This is a genomic window from Nocardioides yefusunii, from assembly GCF_004014875.1.
Classification (GTDB): Bacteria; Actinomycetota; Actinomycetes; order Propionibacteriales; family Nocardioidaceae; genus Nocardioides; species Nocardioides yefusunii.
In genome coordinates this window covers 1777723-1794874 of record NZ_CP034929.1, presented here as the reverse complement: position 1 = coordinate 1794874, position 17152 = coordinate 1777723, and the positions used below count along the sequence as shown (strand labels likewise).

Below are 17152 nucleotides of genomic sequence, written 5' to 3'. Positions count from 1 at the left end.
GGATCAGACCTGCGCGGCAGCGATGCTGTCGCGAGCAGCCTGCGCGACGGCCTCGGCGGTGATGCCGTACTGGGCGAACATCGTCGAGGCATCGGCGCTGGCGCCGTAGGTCTCGATCGAAACGATACGCCCGGCGTCGCCGACGACCTCGCGCCAACCCAGGGCAATTCCGGCCTCCACGCTGACGCGAGCCTTCACGTCCGCGGGGATGACGGATTCCTTGTACGAGCTGTCCTGCTCGTTGAACCACTCGATGCAGGGCATGGAGACGACGCGGGCGGCGACGCCCTCGGCGGCCAGGGCCTCACGGGCGGCGACGGCCAGCTGGACTTCGGAACCGGTGGCGACCAGGACGACGTCCGGGGTGCCCTCGGTGTCGAGGAGGACGTATCCACCCTTGGCGACACCCTCGGTGGTGGCGTAGCCCTGCTCGCCACGCGGGAAGGTCGGGAGGTTCTGGCGGCTGAGCGCGAGACCGGCGGGGCGGTCGGTGCGCTCCATGACGGCCTTCCATGCGGCGGCGGTCTCGTTGGCGTCGGCCGGGCGAACGACGTCGAGGCCCGGGATGGCGCGCAGGGCGGCGACGTGCTCGATCGGCTGGTGGGTCGGGCCGTCCTCGCCGAGGCCGATGGAGTCGTGGGTCCAGACGTAGGTGACCGGGAGACCCATCAGGGCCGCGAGGCGGACCGAGGGACGCATGTAGTCGGCGAACTGCAGGAAGGTGCCGCCGAAGACGCGGGTGCCACCGTGCAGGGTGATGCCGTTCATGATCGCGCCCATGGCGTGCTCACGGATGCCGAAGTGCAGCACGCGGCCGTACGGGTTCCCGTTCCAGTGGCTGGTGGTGTGCTGGACCGGAATGAAGGAGTCCGCACCCTTGATCGTGGTGTTGTTGGACTCGGCGAGGTCGGCCGAGCCGCCCCACAGCTCAGGGAGCGTCGCGGCGAGGGCGTTGATGACCTCACCGGAGGCCTTGCGGGTGGCGAGGCCCTTCGCGTCGGCCGGGTAGACCGGCAGGTTGTCGGCGAAGCCCGCGGGCAGCGTGCGGGTCGAGATGCGCTCGAGCAGGGCCGCACGCTCGGGGTGGGCAGCAGCCCAGGCGGCGAACGCCTCGTCGAACTCGGCCTGCAGCGCCAGACCGCGGGTCACGGCGGAGCGGGTGTGGGCCAGGACCTCGTCGGAGACGGCGAAGGTGGCCTCGGGGTCGAACCCGAGGAGCGCCTTGGTGGCCTTGATCTCGTCGTCGCCGAGGGCGGAACCGTGGGAGGCACCGGTGCCCTGGGCCTTCGGGGCGGGCCAGGCGATGATCGTCTTGAGGACGATGAAGGTCGGCTTGTCGGTGACGGCCTTGCCGGCCTCGATGGCGTCGAAGAGCTCGGCGACGTCCTCGACGTACTCGGCGCCGTTGCGGTTTCCGGCCCAGTCGACGACGCGGACGTCCCAGCCGTAGGCCTCGTAGCGCTTGGCCACGTCCTCGGTGAAGGCGACGTCGGTGTCCTCCTCGATGGAGATCTGGTTGGCGTCGTAGATCAGGGTGAGGTTGCCGAGCTGCTGGTGACCGGCGATGGAGGAGGCCTCGGCCGAGACACCTTCCTGCAGGTCACCGTCGGAGGCGATGCAGAACACGTGGTGGTCGAAGATCGACTCGCCCACGGGGGCCTCGGGGTCGAGCATGCCGCGCTGTCGACGGGCGGCCATGGCCATGCCGACGGCGTTCGCGATGCCCTGGCCGAGCGGACCGGTGGTGGTCTCGACGCCGGCCGTGTGGCGGTACTCGGGGTGTCCCGGGGTGAGGGAGCCCCAGGTGCGGAGTGCCTTGATGTCGTCGATCTCGAGACCGAAACCGGCCAGGAACAGCTGGTTGTAGAGGGTCAGCGAGGTGTGTCCGCAGGAGAGGACGAAGCGGTCGCGCGCGATCCAGTGGGGGTCGGCAGGTGAGTGCTTCATCACCTTCTGGAAGAGGAGGTGCGCGACCGGCGCAAGGCTGACGGCGGTGCCGGGGTGGCCGTTGCCGACCTTCTGCACGGCGTCCATGGCAAGCAGGCGGGCGGTGTCGACCGCCTTCGCGTCGAGGTCGGTCCACTCGAGAGTGGTCTTCGAGTTGGTGGCAGTGGTCACGTGCGTCCTCTTCGTGGGCGGGGGGAGGTCTACGGCAAGTCCGAGCCTACTGGTGCGGCGGGCTAGACTCGATACCGCATCACTCCCCAAGCACCGAGGTTCTTCACCGTGACCTACGTCGCCCGCTCGGCTTCGACCGCCGAGAACCCCTCCCAGAATTCCGAGGAGGGAACCGACAGGGGTAGAGCGACCGTCAAGGACGTCATCGCTGCGTACGTGGGACTGACGAAGCCCCGTGTCATGGAGCTGTTGCTCCTGACGACGGTCCCCGTCATGTTCTTCGCCCAGCGAGGCGTGCCGGCCCTCGACCTCGTCCTGTGGACCGTCCTCGGCGGTGCGATGAGCGCCGGTTCCGCCTCGGCGTACAACTGCATCTACGACCGCGACATCGACGAGCAGATGCGTCGTACGCGTCGTCGCGCCCTGCCGGCACACGTCGTCAGCCCGGTCTCGGCGCTGATCTTCGCCACGATCCTGGCGGTCGGCTCGACGCTGGTCCTGTGGTTCGGCGTGAACCCGCTCTCGGCGATGCTCTCGCTCGGTGCGAATGCGTTCTACGTCTTCGTCTACACGATGCTGCTCAAGCGTCGCACCACCCAGAACATCGTCTGGGGCGGCATCGCTGGTTGCTTCCCCGCGATGATCGGATGGACGTCGGTCACCGGCGAGCTCGCCTGGGAGCCCTTCGTGCTGTTCCTGGTCGTCTTCTTCTGGACCCCGCCGCACACCTGGGCCCTCGCGCTCAAGTACCGCGAGGACTATGCCCAGGTCGATGTCCCGATGCTTCCCGTCGTGGCTCCTGCCCACGTCGTCGGCAAGCAGATCGTCATGTACTCCTGGGTGATGGTCGCGGTCTCGATGAGCCTGTGGCCGATCGCTGACACCGGTTGGATCTACCCGGTCGTGGCGGGTGTCCTGGGTGCGTACTTCCTCCTCGAGGCGCACAAGCTGTACGGCCGGACCAAGAAGTCCAACCACCTGGCGGACATCGCGCCGATGCGCCTGTTCCACAACTCGAACCTGTACCTCTCGCTGCTCTTCGTGACGCTGGCGATCGAGCCGCTGCTCACCTGAGGCCCAGCAGCACGACGAAGGCCCCCTCCCAGATCGGCGGTTTCAAGGGGTCATCGCAACACCGACCGGTTTCTTAGCTGGTGAGTAGAACACGCAGACGCTCGGCTGGGGTATCCCAGCCGAGCGTTTTGCGTGGACGGCCATTGAGTTTCTGCGCGACGTGCTCCAGATCCTCTGGCCCGTACATCGACAGATCGGTTCCCTTGGGGAAGTACTGACGCAGGAGCCCGTTGGTGTTCTCGTTGCTCCCGCGCTGCCACGGTGACGCGGGGTCACAGAAGTACACCGGCACACCCGTGGCAATCGTGAACTGCTTGTGGCCTGCCATTTCCGCGCCCTGGTCCCAGGTCAACGATCCCCGCAGGTGCGCCGGCAACGTCTCGATCTGGGCCGTCAACGCGTCCCTGACCTCTTCAGCGGTGTGCCCGTTCGGCAGGTGCAGCAACATGACGTAGCGGGTGGTGCGTTCGACCAGGGTCCCGATCGCGGTCTTGTTAAACGCGCCCGTGATCAGATCGCCCTCCCAGTGTCCCGGGACCGCACGATCAGCAACCTCAGCAGGACGCTCACTGATCATGACCATCGGATCAACAAACCTGCTCGTGCGTTGGTTCGGATCGCGGTGCGGTTTGCGGCGCGTGCGTCCGGTCCGGATGGCGGCTTGGACTTCCTTCTTGAGCCCGCCACGGGCCTGGAAGTACAGCGCCTGGTAGATCGTTTCGTGGCTCACGCGCATGGCCTGGTCATCGGGATGCTCCTTGCGAAGGGCGTTACTGATCTGCTCAGGCGACCACTCCTGGCGCAGTCCCTGGGACACGAATTCACGCAGCGGACCGTCGAGCAACAGTTTGCGAGTCTTGGGTCTCGGCCGGCGTGCAGCCGACGCCCGTTGGGCAGCGTACGGCCGATACACACCCGACACCGTGTTGGCCGCGATCTCCCGGGTGATGGTCGACGGTGCACGCCCCAACCGGCGAGCGACCTCGCGACGTGAACGCCCCTCGCTCAACAGGTCACGGATCCGCTCGCGATCAGCCAGCGACAGAAACCGCGGGTGTAACGGCTTCTCGACAACACTCAACACAGGGGCCACACATCCCATAGTGGTCCGCCGGCTCGTGTAGTCCACACGGCGTCCATCGGGATAGATCCGCACGTTGGCCCCACCGCTGTGGCGGACACCGTGATCCCAGTCCTGCGCGGTGCGCACGTGCACCCCGACTCGGGAAGCGGCCTCCCGGCGCGACACCCCGGAACGCCGCAACTCCTCGTACAACACGCGCCCCGGATGCCCCGGCCGCACCGCCACCGAACGCCGACCCGCGCGACGAGCCAGGCCAGCCGCTGTGTGCCGGTTCAGCCCGACATCACGCGCAGCGACCGTCACACTGCCCACCACGTCCAGCCGATCAAAGAACGCCTGCTTCAACTCCTGCGAAATGACCACGGTCCTCGCAACTCCCATCACTGGGTGTTGCGAGGACCGCTAGAACCCGCCATCTGGGAGGGGGCCTTCGTCGTCGTACTAGCGGCGGCAGTCCGGGGTCAGGCTTCGTCGGTGCGAACGAAGCGGACCTTGGTGGGACGAGCCATCTTCTTGATCTCGCGGGTGACCCGGCGGGAGTTGTTGTCGTCACGCATGGGGAAGGTCTCCTCGATGCGTGCTCGCCAGGGCTCGCGGCTCTCGCGACCGTGCTCGACGGTGGCGCGGATCTCGGCCTCCGCCTCGGCGATCTCGTGGACCACGGGACCGAAGCCGTCGCGGGCGTAGTCGAAGTAGCCGGGGAGGCCGACGTGGCGACTCTCCTGGCCCGGCTTCTGGTCGAACTGGAAGTACACGACCGGGCGACCGATGTAGGCCGAGTTGAAGGCCGTCGAGGAATAGTCGGTCACCAGCACGGCAGCACGGGCGAAGATCTCGCGCACGTCGACGTCGGAGTTGAAGCTGAAACGCTTCACGTGGTCGGGGAGTTCCATGGCCTCGAGGGCCTCGTCCATGTTGGGGTGCGGCAGCAGGGCGACGCTCAGGCCCTGTTCGCGGCCCAGGCGCTCGAGGTCCTCGGAGAGGATCAGGCCCGACCAGTTCTGCCAGTACGGAGTCTCGGTGATCCAGTCGTAGGCGCTCCGGCGCTGGCTTCCGGGGCGCAGGGGTGCGACGAGGTTGTCGCGCCAGGTGGGGGAGATCAGGATGAGATCGCGCTTCTCCGGGGGGAACGCGGCACCGGCGCGGTGCAGCATGTCGAAGCGCGGCAGACCGGTCAGCACCGTCTCGCGGGAGGTGAAACGGTAGGCGGTGTGGTCGTCGACCACGGAGTTGTACTCGCCGTGGGTGCTGGTGACGAAGAGATCGATCGGGCGGCCGTTGAGCCATCCCGAGAGATCGTCCTTGATCACGCCGTGCTGGAGGAAGACGAACTTGGCCTTCGGCGAACCGAAGGCGCGCAGGGCGGGCGGTCGCACGATGGCCTGATCGGCATGGCTGGAGATCAGACGCGTCGCATTGAGCATGAGCAGCTTCCACGTGTCGCTGCCGTGGGCCACGATCCGGTTGCCGTACTCGGCCCGCAGGCGGTGCCAACAGGGGGTGTCCTCCTCGACCACGAACCAGGCGTTGATGTCGGGCTCCTCTGCGCGCAGGTGCTTGAAGAGGTGCTCGGCGCTGTCGTCGGAGTTGTGGACGCGGTCGATCAGGACCCAGGCGTCGCGGTACTTGTCGCGCACTGGCTTGGAGTGCGCCAGCGTCAAGGTGATGCGGTCGCGCACGCCGAGCGGACCCGTCCTCGCTCGGGAGCGGTGGGCGAGAGGGTCCTTGCCGAGGTCCTGGGGCCGCAGCACGGGGTGTGCGAGCGGAGGATCAGCCGGCAGGAACTGGGCCGGACGACCGTCCAGCTCGACGCGGACGCGCTTGAGGGGGATCCAGATGATGCGTTCATGGACGACGGCGCGGCCCTGGATCATGACGTCGCGGACCTTGGCCGCGGTCGGCTCGACCTGACGCTCGCCGAGCATGATCCGCTCCTGCGGTGCTGCGCCGGTGTAGCGGTAGCTGATCCGGACCAGGTCGCGACCGGTGTCATGGTCACTGGCCACGACGTAGGGCTGGACCCACGGCTCGGAACGCCAGCCGTGCTCGAGCGCCACGCGGGTGGTGGTGCTCATCGAGGTGCGTCGGTACGAGCGGATCGCGACGGGGTCGAGCAGCGCGGTGATCTCGGCGAGCAGGGCGTGGAACTCCTCGCGCACGTCGAGCGGAGCCAGGGTGCCGACAGCTGCGTCCTCGCGGCCCACGTAGTAGGAGAGCTCGTAGAGCACGAAGTTCTGCAGCCACAGCGGGACGTGGCCGCGCACGCGCACCGCCTCGGTGAGCACGGACAGGTAGCCGTGGCGCAGGACGTCGCTGTAGCGACGACGATCGCCGAGGGCGTTCTGCAACGTCGAGGAGCCGTCGGCGCGCTTGCGGTAGTGGTAGCGGGTGGTGAGGAAGGCGACCTTGGGCTCGGCCACGCTCAGGAGGTACCGGGCGCTGAAGTGCCCGTCCTCGAAGTTGGGGCGGATCCGGCCGTCGAAGGTGAGACCCTCGGTGCGGATCCGGTCGGTGCGCATGAACGACGCGACCGCGCCACCGTGGAAGAACGTGTGGTTGACGGCCAGGTTGTAGACGCCCTCGGACCGGAACTGCGCGCGCAGCGGGTGCACGTCGGAGAGCCCGCCGGTGTGGTCGTTGAGGAGCCACCGACTGGTGGCGACCATGTGGATCTTGGGGTGACGGCGCACTGCGGCGGCGGCCCGGCTGAAGTAGTCGGGGTCGAGGACGTCATCGGGGTCGGGGAAGGTGATCCACTCGCCGGTGGCCTGAGCCATGCCGGTGTTGCGAGCAGCACCCTGGCCAGCGTTCTCCTGCGTGATCACCCGAACGACGCCGGGACGACGCTCTGCCCAGGCGTTGAGCACCTGCAGGGTGTCGTCGCTCGAGCCGTCGTCGACCATGATCACCTCCAGCAACGCGGGATCGACGTCCTGGGCGTCGATCGAGGCGATGAAGGCGGGGAGGTAGCGCGCAACGTTGTAGCAGGCCGAGACGACCGTGAACAACGGAGGGCGCGCGGGGGAGGCAGAGGGCACGGATACTCCAGCAAGCAGGCAGGCAGGTAGTGGGTGTGGTGAGCAGAAGTGAGATCAGGAGCGGTACACGACGACCTTGTCGCCCAGTCGGACGATGTCGTCGAAGAGCTTCACGATCGCGGCGCGGTCGCGGACGTTGACGCATCCGTGCGAGGCGCCGTTGTAGCCGCGAGCTGCGAAGTCGCTCGAGAAGTGCACGGCCTGACCACCGGAGAAGAACATCGCGAACGGCATCGGGGAGCCGTAGAGGCTGGAGACGTGGTCACGCGACTTGCGGAAGACCGTGAACTCGCCCTCGCGAGTGGGGGTCTTGGTCACGTTGCCGAAGCGGACGTCGATGGAGGTCTTGGTGGCGCCGCCGGCCTTGAAGGAGGTCACGACGCCGTCGACGACCCAGCGCATCGAGTTGGTGGACTTGTCGATGCACAGCACTCGGCCGGTCTTGCACCGGGCGTCCAGTGCCGAACCGTGAACCGTGAGGTTGAAGAGCTCGGTGCGGTTGGGGGTGCGGGTGCGCGCCTCGAGCTTGGCCAGGGTGCGGGCGTCGACCTTGCCGGAGACGGGAATCTTGACCTTGGCCTGGAACTTCTTCACGGCCTTGACGGTCTTCGCGTCGTAGGTGGCGTTGACCTTGCCCGAGAAGACCTTCTGCTGCTTGAGGCGCGCCTCGAGGGTACGGACCCGGGTGTTCTTCGAGCCCTTCTTCAGCAGCACCTTGCCGACGGTGTAGTCGTTGCGCAGCTCGGCCTTGCTGGGGGCGCGGGTGACGGCGTAGAGCTTCTTCCACACCGTCTTGCCGGCCACGCCGGAGGCTCCCTTGAGCTTGTTGCGCTTCTGGAAGACGGCGACTGCGTGCCGGGTGTCCTCGTCGAAGGTGGCGGTGATGTAGTCGTCGTGGAGGCCGAGCTGGTTGAGACGGCTCTGCAGGATGCGGACGTCGGAACTCTTGGTGCCCAGGCGGACCTTGCCCGGGAGGGCAGGCGCGGTCGGCGCGGTGGCCTCGGGGGCTCCGGCCGCCGGCGCGGCGTGTCCGGGGGTGGTGCTGAGGAGGACGAGGGCGGTGGCCGTGGCGACGACGCCGAGACGACGAGCGAGGCGGAGGGTCTTCATGGGGTTCACTTCCCGGACGGAGATGGGACCGACGACCAGTCAGTCTAGGGGTGGCGCGAGCTCAGCGGAGCGGCTCGTCGGAGCCGGCGGACGTGAGGGTGCCCACGAGGACGCCTCCGTCGGAGTGTTGCGTGGCCAGGACCACCCACGTGACGGCGGCGGAGAGGAGGCCGGCGCCGAGCATGTGCGCGATCACGAGCACTTCGGGCAGACCGTTGAAGTACTGCACGTACCCGACAACGCCCTGGAACAGTTCGACCCCGAGCAGGACGAGGCCGGCGCGCAGCACCAGGGTGAGGCCACGACGACGCGACAGCCAGAGCAGGACGACGGTGCCCAGGCACAGGAGGTAGACCGTCCAGGCATGGATCTTGGCGGTGTTCTCGGGGCTGAGCCCGTTGCGCTTGGCGTCCACGTCTCCGGCGTGCGGGCCGGAGCCGGTCACGATGGTGCCGAGGTAGAGGATCACCCAGCCGAGCAGCAGCAGGGCCCAGGCCAGACGTCCCAGCAGGGCGGGCGCAGCGGGCCGGGCGGAACCGGAGAGGTGGTCCAGAGCGAGGACGCAGAAGGCGATCATGAGCATCGACGCCATGAGGTGCAGCGAGACCACCCACGGGTTGAGGTCGGTGAGCACAGTGATGCCGCCCAGCACCGCCTGCAGCGGGATCCCGACGGCGACGAGCACCGACAGGATGCGGGTGCGACGGTCGTTGGACTTGAAGGCTGCCACCACGAACGCGATCGCGAGTGCGACCAGGATCCAGGTGAGCATGCGGTTGCCGAACTCGATCGCCCCGTGGATGCCGGTCTCGGCGTGCGCGGTGTAGCGGTCCTCGGTGCACTTGGGCCAGGTGTCACAGCCCAGTCCTGAGCCCGTCAGGCGCACGATGCCGCCGGTGACGACGATGAGGATGTTCGCGACCAGGTTGGCCAGGGCCAGGGGGCGGAGCCAGCGCAGGGCCCACGGGGAGGCGGTGAAGCCGGTCGTTGCGGTTCCGACGACGTTGTCGCGGGTGTTCACGGAAGAAGTCACTCCCACTTGAAGTAGCGCGAGGCGAGCATCGCCCCGATGACGGCCCAGACGGCCAGGACGAGGACGGAGAAGGAGGCCTGCTGGCCGTCGAGCAGAGCGGTGCGCAGGCCTTCGCCCAGGGCTCCGCTGGGGAACCACAGCAGGAAGTTGGAGACGACCCCGTAGTTGGCGACCGGGACGAGCACACCGCCGCCGGCCATCAGCAGCAGGTAGACGAGGTTGGAGATGGCCAGGGTGGCCTCGGCACGGACGGTGCCGGCAAGCAGCAGCGCCCAACTCGCGAACGCCGCGCTGCCGAGGAGCCCGACCGTCAACCCCCACAGGGCTCCCTGCGCCGAGGGAGGGTTCCAGCCCATGGCGAGCGCGACGGAGCAGATCACGACGACCTGCAGCACCTGGACGCTGACGAGCGCGAGCATCTTGCCCATCAGCAGTCCGTGGCGCGGCAGCGGAGAGGCGCCCAGGCGCTTGATCAGGCCGTAGCGTCGTTCGAAGCCGGTGGCGATCGCCAGTGCGGTGAAGGCGGTGGACATCAGGCCGAGGGCCAGGACGCCGGGGGTGAGCACGTCGATCGTGGTGTGGTCGAAGTCGAGACCGGCCTTGTCGGCACCGGCGACGCCGACGACGAGGGCCAGCAGCGGCACGAAGATCGCCACGCCCACCTGCTCGCCGTTGCGCATCATGAGCTTGGCCTCCATGACCGCTTGCGTGCGGACCTGGCGCCACAGCGGCGCGCTGCCGGGGGCCGGGCTCAGGTCGAGGGCGCTCATGCAGGGGCCTCCTGGAGGGCGGAGCGGGAGGTGAGCTCGAGGTAGACGTCCTCGAGGGTGCGCTGTCCCAGGCTGAGGCGCTGGGTCTGTACCTCGTGGGTCGCGGCCCAGGACAACAGCACCGAGAGGGTGCCGGTGCCCGGTGCGACCCGTCCGGTGAGGCTGTGCGCGTCCACGCGTCGTACCTGTCCGCCGTCGTGGGCGAGGAGGCGGCCGAGGTCGCTCACCGCGTCGTCGTGAAGGGGAGCGACGCTCGTGAGTCGCAACTCGGCGCTGCCCTGTCCGGTGATCTCGGCCGGAGTGCCCGAGCGGACCACGCGGCCGTGGTCGACGATGTGCACCACGTCGCTGAGGCGTTCTGCCTCTTCGAGGTAGTGCGTGGTCAGGACGACGGTGACGCCGCTGTCACGCAGTTCTTCCAGGAGCGCCCAGGTCTGGCGTCGGATGGCAGGGTCCATGCCCGCGGTGGGTTCGTCGACGAAGACCACCTCGGGGCGACCCACGACGGCCATCGCGAGGCCGAGGCGCTGCTGCTGTCCTCCGGACAGGCGCCGGAACGGCGTCCGACCGCACTCCTCCAGTCCGAGACGCTCGGAGAGAGCACCGATGTCGAGGGGGTTCGCGTGCAGCGAGGCGACGTGGCGCAGCATCTCGTCGGCGCGGACACCGGACCAGGCGCCGCCGCCCTGCAGCATCACCCCGATCCGGGGCAGCAGGGCGCGGCGGTCGGCGACGGGGTCGAGCCCCAGCACCCGGACGCGGCCGGCGTGGGGACGTCGGTACCCCTCGCAGGTCTCGAGGGTGGTCGTCTTCCCGGCGCCGTTGGGACCCAACACCGAGGTGATGGTCCCGCGCTGGACGGTGAGCGAGAGGTTGTCGACTGCCGTCTTGTCGCCGTACTTCATCACGAGCGATTCGACGAGCACTGCGGCGTCGGCTGTTGGCACCTCGTCATTCTAGGGAGCAACCCCATGAGGCCGGTCCTCGGGAGGCGTGACTCCATCGCGAGGCGCCCGCATCCCACCGCATGACGAGACGCGAGTGTGAGTCACGCCACGTCGTGGGCACCCCTCATGCGGGGGTGCCGTCCGCACTTAGGAGGGCCTTACTTGAAACGTGTCCTCCATTAAAGTGACAATTGTGTTGTGGAATTCGTCCGTAGCCCTGCAGTCGCCGTCGGCGACGCCTCCACCCGTGACCGGGTGGTGCGGTCGATCCTGGAGAACGGACCGTCCACGACGGCCGAACTTGCTGCCCGGCTCCGCCTGACCGCAGCTGCTGTGCGACGCCACCTCGACCATCTCGTCACCGACGGGATCCTCGAGGGTCGCGAGCAGAAGGTCTACGGATCACGCGGACGCGGACGCCCGGCGAAGGTCTTCGTGATCACCGCCGAGGGGCGCGAGCAGTTCGAGCAGCGCTACGACGACCTCGCCGCCCAGGCTCTGCGTTTCCTGCGCGAGACCTCCGGCGAGGAGGCGGTCGTGGAATTCGCACGACGTCGCGTGGCGTTCATCGAACGTGACTACGCCGTCGTGACCCGTTCCCACCCCGACCTGAGCCCCGCCGAGGCGCTGGCGAAGGTCTTCACCGACGAGGGCTACGCGGCCAGTGTCCGCCAGCTCCCCGTCGTCGGCGTGGGTGACCAGCTGTGCCAGCAGCACTGCCCGGTCTCCCAGGTCGCCCACGAGTTTCCCCAGTTGTGCGAGGCCGAGACCGAAGCCATCGGCAAGGTCCTCGGCACCCATGTGCAGCGTCTGGCCACGATCGCCCACGGTGACGGCGTGTGCACGACCTGCATCCCGAAGAGCAAGGAAGAAGGCTGAAATGACGTCCATCGAAGAACTCAACCCCGGGTTGAAGGACATCGGTCGGTACGACTTCGGTTGGTCCGACTCCGACGAGGCCGGACAGAAGGCCAAGCGCGGTCTCAACGAGGACGTCGTCGCCGACATCTCGAACAAGAAGTCCGAGCCCCAGTGGATGCTCGACATGCGCATGAAGGGCCTCAAGCTCTTCGAGCGCAAGCCCATGCCGACCTGGGGCTCCGAGCTTGGCGGCATCGACTTCGACAACATCAAGTACTTCGTGCGTTCGTCCGAGAAGCAGGCTGCTTCGTGGGACGAGCTGCCCGAGGACATCAAGAACACCTACGACAAGCTCGGCATCCCCGAGGCCGAGAAGCAGCGCCTGGTCTCCGGTGTCGCGGCCCAGTACGAGTCCGAGGTCGTCTACCACTCGATCCGTGAGGACCTCGAGGAGCAGGGCGTCATCTTCGTCGACACCGACACGGCGCTGCGTGAGCACGAGGAGCTCTTCCGGGAGTACTTCGGCACGATCATTCCCACCGGCGACAACAAGTTCTCCGCACTGAACACCGCCGTCTGGTCGGGTGGCTCGTTCATCTACGTGCCCAAGGGCGTCCACGTGGACATCCCGTTGCAGGCGTACTTCCGCATCAACACCGAGAACATGGGTCAGTTCGAGCGGACGCTGATCATCGTCGACGAGGACGCCTACGTCCACTACGTCGAGGGTTGCACCGCCCCGATCTACTCCTCGGACTCGCTGCACTCCGCGGTCGTCGAGATCATCGTCAAGAAGGGTGGCCGCTGCCGTTACACGACCATCCAGAACTGGTCGAACAACGTCTACAACCTCGTCACCAAGCGCGCTGTCTGCGAAGCCGGCGCGACCATGGAGTGGGTCGACGGCAACATCGGTTCCAAGGTCACCATGAAGTACCCGGCCGTGTACCTGATGGGTGAGCACGCCAAGGGCGAGACGCTCTCCATCGCGTTCGCGGGCGAGGGACAGCACCAGGACGCCGGCGCCAAGATGGTCCACGCCGCCCCCAACACCTCGTCGTCGATCCTGTCGAAGTCGGTGGCCCGTGGCGGTGGCCGCACCTCCTACCGTGGCCTGATCCAGGTCAACGAGGGTGCCCACGGCTCCAAGTCCAACGTCCTCTGCGACGCTCTGCTCGTCGACCAGATCTCTCGTTCGGACACGTACCCCTACGTCGACATCCGCGAGGACGACGTGCAGATGGGGCACGAGGCCAGCGTCTCGAAGGTCTCCGACGACCAGCTCTTCTACCTCATGTCGCGAGGCATGGAGCAGGACGAGGCGATGGCCACCATCGTGCGTGGTTTCGTCGAGCCGATCGCCAAGGAGCTCCCGATGGAGTACGCCCTGGAGCTCAACCGCCTGATCGAGCTGCAGATGGAGGGCGCGGTCGGCTGACGCCGGCCCCCTTCTCCCTCGCAGGCTTACGGGGTGCACCGGCCCGGCCCGTCCGGGTCGGTGTCCCCGCACCACATCGAAATGGAAAGAACTCTCGTGACTGTTACTGACACCGCCCGCGACACGGTCGCCGCGGCTCTCGAGCAGGGCAAGGTGGAGTCCCACCTCCACCCGACCGGCTCGTACGACGTCGCCGACCACGCTGCTCCCACGGGCCGTGAGGAGACCTGGCGCTTCACCCCCCTGAAGCGACTCAAGGGTCTGGCTTCCGACGCCGTCTTCAACGCCTCCACCACCGACGTCTCCTTCAACACCCCCGAGGGTGTCCGGGTCGAGAACGTCACCGGTGACGAGGCCGCCGCCCTGCGCGGCATCTCGGGCTTCAAGCCCGCCACCCTCTTCGGCGCCCGCATTCTCGACGAGGTCACCGACACGCTGCTCGTCGACGTCCCGGCCGAGGCCGAGATCGCCGAGCCGATCGTCATCAACCTCGTGGGCGAGAACGCCGACAACACCGAGGCCGGCCACGTCGTCCTCCGCTTCGGCAACTTCTCCAAGGCCGTCGTCGTGCTGCGCCACACCGGCTCCGCCGCGCTGGCCCAGGTGGTCGAGATCCGCGTGGGTGACTCCGCCCAGGTCTCCGTCGTCTCCCTGCAGGACTGGGCCGACGACGCCACCCACCTGACCCACACCGAGGCCCTCGTGGGCCGCGATGCCGCGTACAAGCACACGGCCGTCACCTTCGGTGGCGACCTGGTCCGCATGGACGCCAACGTGCGCTACTCCGGTCCCGGTGGCTCCGCCGAGATGCTCGGTCTGTACTTCGCCGACGCCGGCCAGCACATCGAGCACCGTCTCTTCGCTGATCACAACCAGCCGAAGACCTCCTCCAACGTCGCCTACAAGGGCGCGCTGCAGGGCGAGGGCGCGCACGCGGTCTGGATCGGCAACGTCCTGATCCGCAAGGCTGCCGAGGGCATCGAGACCTACGAGGAGAACCGCAACCTCATCCTCACCGACGGCACCCTGTGCGACTCCGTGCCGAACCTCGAGATCGAGACCGGTGAGATCGCCGGTGCCGGCCACGCCTCCGCCACCGCCCGCTTCGACGACGAGCAGCTCTTCTACCTCCGCTCGCGCGGCATCAGCGAGAAGGAGGCCCAGCGCCTGGTCGTGCACGGCTTCTTCAACGACCTGATCCGCAAGATCGACGTCCCCGCGATCGAGGAGCAGCTCGTCAAGACCGTCGAGGCCGAGCTTTCCAAGAACGTCATCGGGAAGTCCATCTGATGGCCTTCCAGCGTGCAGCTGCCGTCGCGGACTTCCGTGACGGCGCCGCCCTGAGCGTCACCCTCGACGGAGTCGACGTGGCCCTGGCCCGCGAGGCCGGCGAGTACTACGCGATCAAGGACGAGTGCTCGCACGCGATGGTGGCCCTCTCCGAGGGCGACGTGGAGAACTGCGCGATCGAGTGCTGGGCCCACGGAGCCACCTTCGACCTGCGCACGGGCGAGCCGAACTGCCCGCCCGCGACCGAGCCGGTGGCCACCTTCCCGGTCCAGGTGGACGGCGACGACGTGCTCGTCGACGTCACCCGGACCCTCAACGGCGTCACGCCGTAAGACACAGACTTTCGAGACAGAGAAGAGAAACAACTCATGAGCACTCTTGAGATCAAGGACCTCCACGTCACCGTCGAGACCGACGAAGGCGCCAAGGAGATCCTGAAGGGCGTCACGCTCACCATCAAGGACGGCGAGACCCACGCGATCATGGGTCCCAACGGTTCGGGCAAGTCGACCCTGGCGTACACCATCGCCGGTCACCCGAAGTACACCGTCACCGGCGGCGAGATCCTGCTCGACGGTGAGAACGTCCTCGAGATGTCCGTCGACGAGCGCGCCCGCGCCGGCCTGTTCCTGGCCATGCAGTACCCGGTCGAGATCCCCGGCGTGTCGGTGACCAACTTCCTGCGCACCGCCAAGACCGCGATCGACGGCGAGGCTCCCAAGCTCCGCACCTGGGTCAAGGACGTCAACGCCGCCCTGGCCGCCAACGGTCTCGACGCCACCTTCGCGCAGCGCTCGGTCAACGAGGGCTTCTCCGGTGGTGAGAAGAAGCGTCACGAGATCGCTCAGCTCGAGCTGCTGAACCCGAAGGTCGCCGTCCTCGACGAGACCGACTCCGGCCTCGACATCGACGCCCTCAAGGTCGTCTCCGAGGGCGTCAACCGCTTCTCGGCCAACGGCGACAAGGGTGTTCTCCTCATCACCCACTACACCCGCATCCTGCGCTACATCAAGCCCGACTTCGTGCACGTCTTCGTCGCCGGCCGCATCGCTGCTCAGGGCGGCCCCGAGCTGGCCGACCAGCTCGAGACCACCGGTTACGACGAGTACGTCAAGGCTGCGAACTGACCATGTCGCTCCCCGGTCTGCTCCCCGAGCTCGAGGTCATCAGGAACGACTTCCCGATCCTCGAGCGCACGGTTTCGGGCGGCAAGCGTCTCGTCTACCTCGACAGCGCGAACACGTCGCAGAAGCCGCAGGTCGTCATCGACACGATGGTCGACCACCTCGAGCACCACAACGCCAACATCGCGCGAGCGATGCACGCGCTGGGGGCCGAGTCGACGGAGGCGTTCGAGGGAGGCCGCGACAAGGTCGCTGCCTTCCTGAACGCCCCGTCGCGGGACGAGGTCATCTTCACCAAGAACGCCTCCGAGGCGCTCAACCTGGTCGCGAACACGCTCGCGTGGCGCGGCCCGCTCCAGGTGAAGGAGGGTGACGAGATCCTCGTCACCGAGATGGAGCACCACTCCAACATCGTCCCGTGGCAGATGCTCGCGGAGCGGACCGGAGCGACCCTGCGCTGGGTCGGACTGACCGATGACGGCCAGCTCGACCTGTCGAACATCGACGAGATCCTGAACGAGCGCACCAAGGTGTTCGCGTTCACGTGGGTCTCCAACATGCTCGGCACCGTCAACCCGGTGGCGCAGCTGGCGGCCAAGGCCCGCGCGGTCGGAGCCGTCTCCGTCGTCGACGCCTCCCAGGCTGCCCCGCAGCTCACGGTGGACGTCCAGGCCGTCGGCGCCGACATCGTGGTCTTCACCGGCCACAAGGTCGTCGGCCCGACCGGCATCGGCGTCCTCTGGGGCCGTACCGAGGTGCTCGACGCGCTGCCGCCGTTCCTCGGTGGTGGCGAGATGATCGCCACGGTCACGATGGCGAAGTCGACCTACGCCCCGATCCCGCACAAGTTCGAGGCCGGTACTCCGCCGATCGTCGAGGCCGTCGGTCTCGGTGCCGCGGTGGACTACCTCAGGGCCGTCGGGCTGGACGCGATCCACGCCCACGAGCAGGCCATCACCGCCTACGCGCTCGAGGGTTTGTCCAGCATTCCGGGCCTCAAGGTCCTGGGTCCGCTGGACGCTGCCCTGCGTGGCGGTGCGATCTCGTTCGAAATGGCAGGCGTCCACCCGCACGACATCGCTCAGGTGCTCGACACCCGTGGCATTGCCGTGCGTGCCGGACACCACTGTGCGAAGCCGGCCCACGCCCGCTTCGGCGTCCAGGCCTCCACCCGCATGTCGTCGTACCTGTACACGACTCCGCAGGAGATCGACGCGCTCATCGAGGGCCTCAACTACACCCGCTCGTACTTCAAGGTGGACTGA

The 17152-nt window shown here is 67.6% G+C and carries 14 protein-coding genes; 7 read left to right on the top strand and 7 right to left on the bottom strand.

Annotation, left to right across the window (positions count from 1 at the left end; translation table 11 throughout):
- Nucleotides 1–3: 3 nt before the first annotated feature.
- Nucleotides 4–2118: a transketolase gene (tkt, locus tag EOV43_RS08170; protein WP_128220851.1), complete on the bottom strand. Its 2115-nt coding sequence runs from the start codon at nt 2116–2118 to the stop codon at nt 4–6.
- Between the two features lie 108 nt (nt 2119–2226).
- Between tkt and EOV43_RS08165 the strand changes: the two genes are divergently transcribed.
- The gene (locus tag EOV43_RS08165; protein ID WP_128220850.1) at nt 2227–3192 is read left to right on the top strand and encodes a heme o synthase; all 966 of its coding nucleotides are present in this window, start codon (nt 2227–2229) and stop codon (nt 3190–3192) included.
- Nucleotides 3193–3265: 73 nt separating this feature from the next.
- On the opposite strand, the gene EOV43_RS08160 is transcribed toward EOV43_RS08165, so the two are convergent.
- From EOV43_RS08160 to EOV43_RS08135, 6 genes are all read right to left on the bottom strand, one after another.
- Nucleotides 3266–4441, bottom strand: a complete 1176-nt coding sequence (locus EOV43_RS08160) for an IS30 family transposase (RefSeq protein ID WP_128222061.1) — start codon at nt 4439–4441, stop codon at nt 3266–3268.
- Between the two features lie 296 nt (nt 4442–4737).
- A complete protein-coding gene (locus EOV43_RS08155) occupies nt 4738–7314 on the bottom strand; it encodes a bifunctional glycosyltransferase/CDP-glycerol:glycerophosphate glycerophosphotransferase (protein ID WP_128220849.1) in 2577 nt (858 codons plus the stop codon).
- 54 nt (nt 7315–7368) lie between these two features.
- Nucleotides 7369–8424 carry a L,D-transpeptidase family protein gene (locus EOV43_RS08150; RefSeq protein WP_128220848.1) on the bottom strand — a complete coding sequence of 352 codons (1056 nt, stop codon included), beginning with the start codon at nt 8422–8424 and terminating at the stop codon, nt 7369–7371.
- A 61-nt stretch (nt 8425–8485) separates the two neighbouring features.
- A complete protein-coding gene (locus tag EOV43_RS08145) occupies nt 8486–9445 on the bottom strand; it encodes a COX15/CtaA family protein (RefSeq protein ID WP_239022025.1) in 960 nt (319 codons plus the stop codon).
- A gap of 8 nt (nt 9446–9453) precedes the next feature.
- Nucleotides 9454–10227, bottom strand: a complete 774-nt coding sequence (locus EOV43_RS08140; RefSeq protein WP_128220847.1) for an ABC transporter permease — start codon at nt 10225–10227, stop codon at nt 9454–9456.
- Nucleotides 10224–11174: an ABC transporter ATP-binding protein gene (locus tag EOV43_RS08135; protein ID WP_128220846.1), complete on the bottom strand. Its 951-nt coding sequence runs from the start codon at nt 11172–11174 to the stop codon at nt 10224–10226. Before EOV43_RS08135 ends, EOV43_RS08140 begins: the two co-directional genes overlap by 4 nt.
- A gap of 198 nt (nt 11175–11372) precedes the next feature.
- Between EOV43_RS08135 and EOV43_RS08130 the strand changes: the two genes are divergently transcribed.
- From EOV43_RS08130 to EOV43_RS08105, 6 genes are all read left to right on the top strand, one after another.
- The gene (locus EOV43_RS08130; RefSeq protein ID WP_128220845.1) at nt 11373–12053 is read left to right on the top strand and encodes a helix-turn-helix transcriptional regulator; all 681 of its coding nucleotides are present in this window, start codon (nt 11373–11375) and stop codon (nt 12051–12053) included.
- Nucleotide 12054: 1 nt separating this feature from the next.
- Nucleotides 12055–13473, top strand: a complete 1419-nt coding sequence (gene sufB / locus EOV43_RS08125; RefSeq protein WP_128220844.1) for a Fe-S cluster assembly protein SufB — start codon at nt 12055–12057, stop codon at nt 13471–13473.
- A 96-nt stretch (nt 13474–13569) separates the two neighbouring features.
- Nucleotides 13570–14763, top strand: a complete 1194-nt coding sequence (gene sufD, locus EOV43_RS08120; RefSeq protein WP_239022024.1) for a Fe-S cluster assembly protein SufD — start codon at nt 13570–13572, stop codon at nt 14761–14763.
- Nucleotides 14763–15095, top strand: a complete 333-nt coding sequence (locus EOV43_RS08115; protein ID WP_128220842.1) for a non-heme iron oxygenase ferredoxin subunit — start codon at nt 14763–14765, stop codon at nt 15093–15095. Before sufD ends, EOV43_RS08115 begins: the two co-directional genes overlap by 1 nt.
- 36 nt (nt 15096–15131) lie before the next feature.
- The gene (gene sufC / locus EOV43_RS08110; RefSeq protein WP_128220841.1) at nt 15132–15890 is read left to right on the top strand and encodes a Fe-S cluster assembly ATPase SufC; all 759 of its coding nucleotides are present in this window, start codon (nt 15132–15134) and stop codon (nt 15888–15890) included.
- A 2-nt stretch (nt 15891–15892) separates the two neighbouring features.
- Nucleotides 15893–17152 (top strand): cysteine desulfurase, encoded by a 1260-nt coding sequence (locus EOV43_RS08105; RefSeq protein ID WP_128220840.1) that lies wholly within the window; start codon nt 15893–15895, stop codon nt 17150–17152.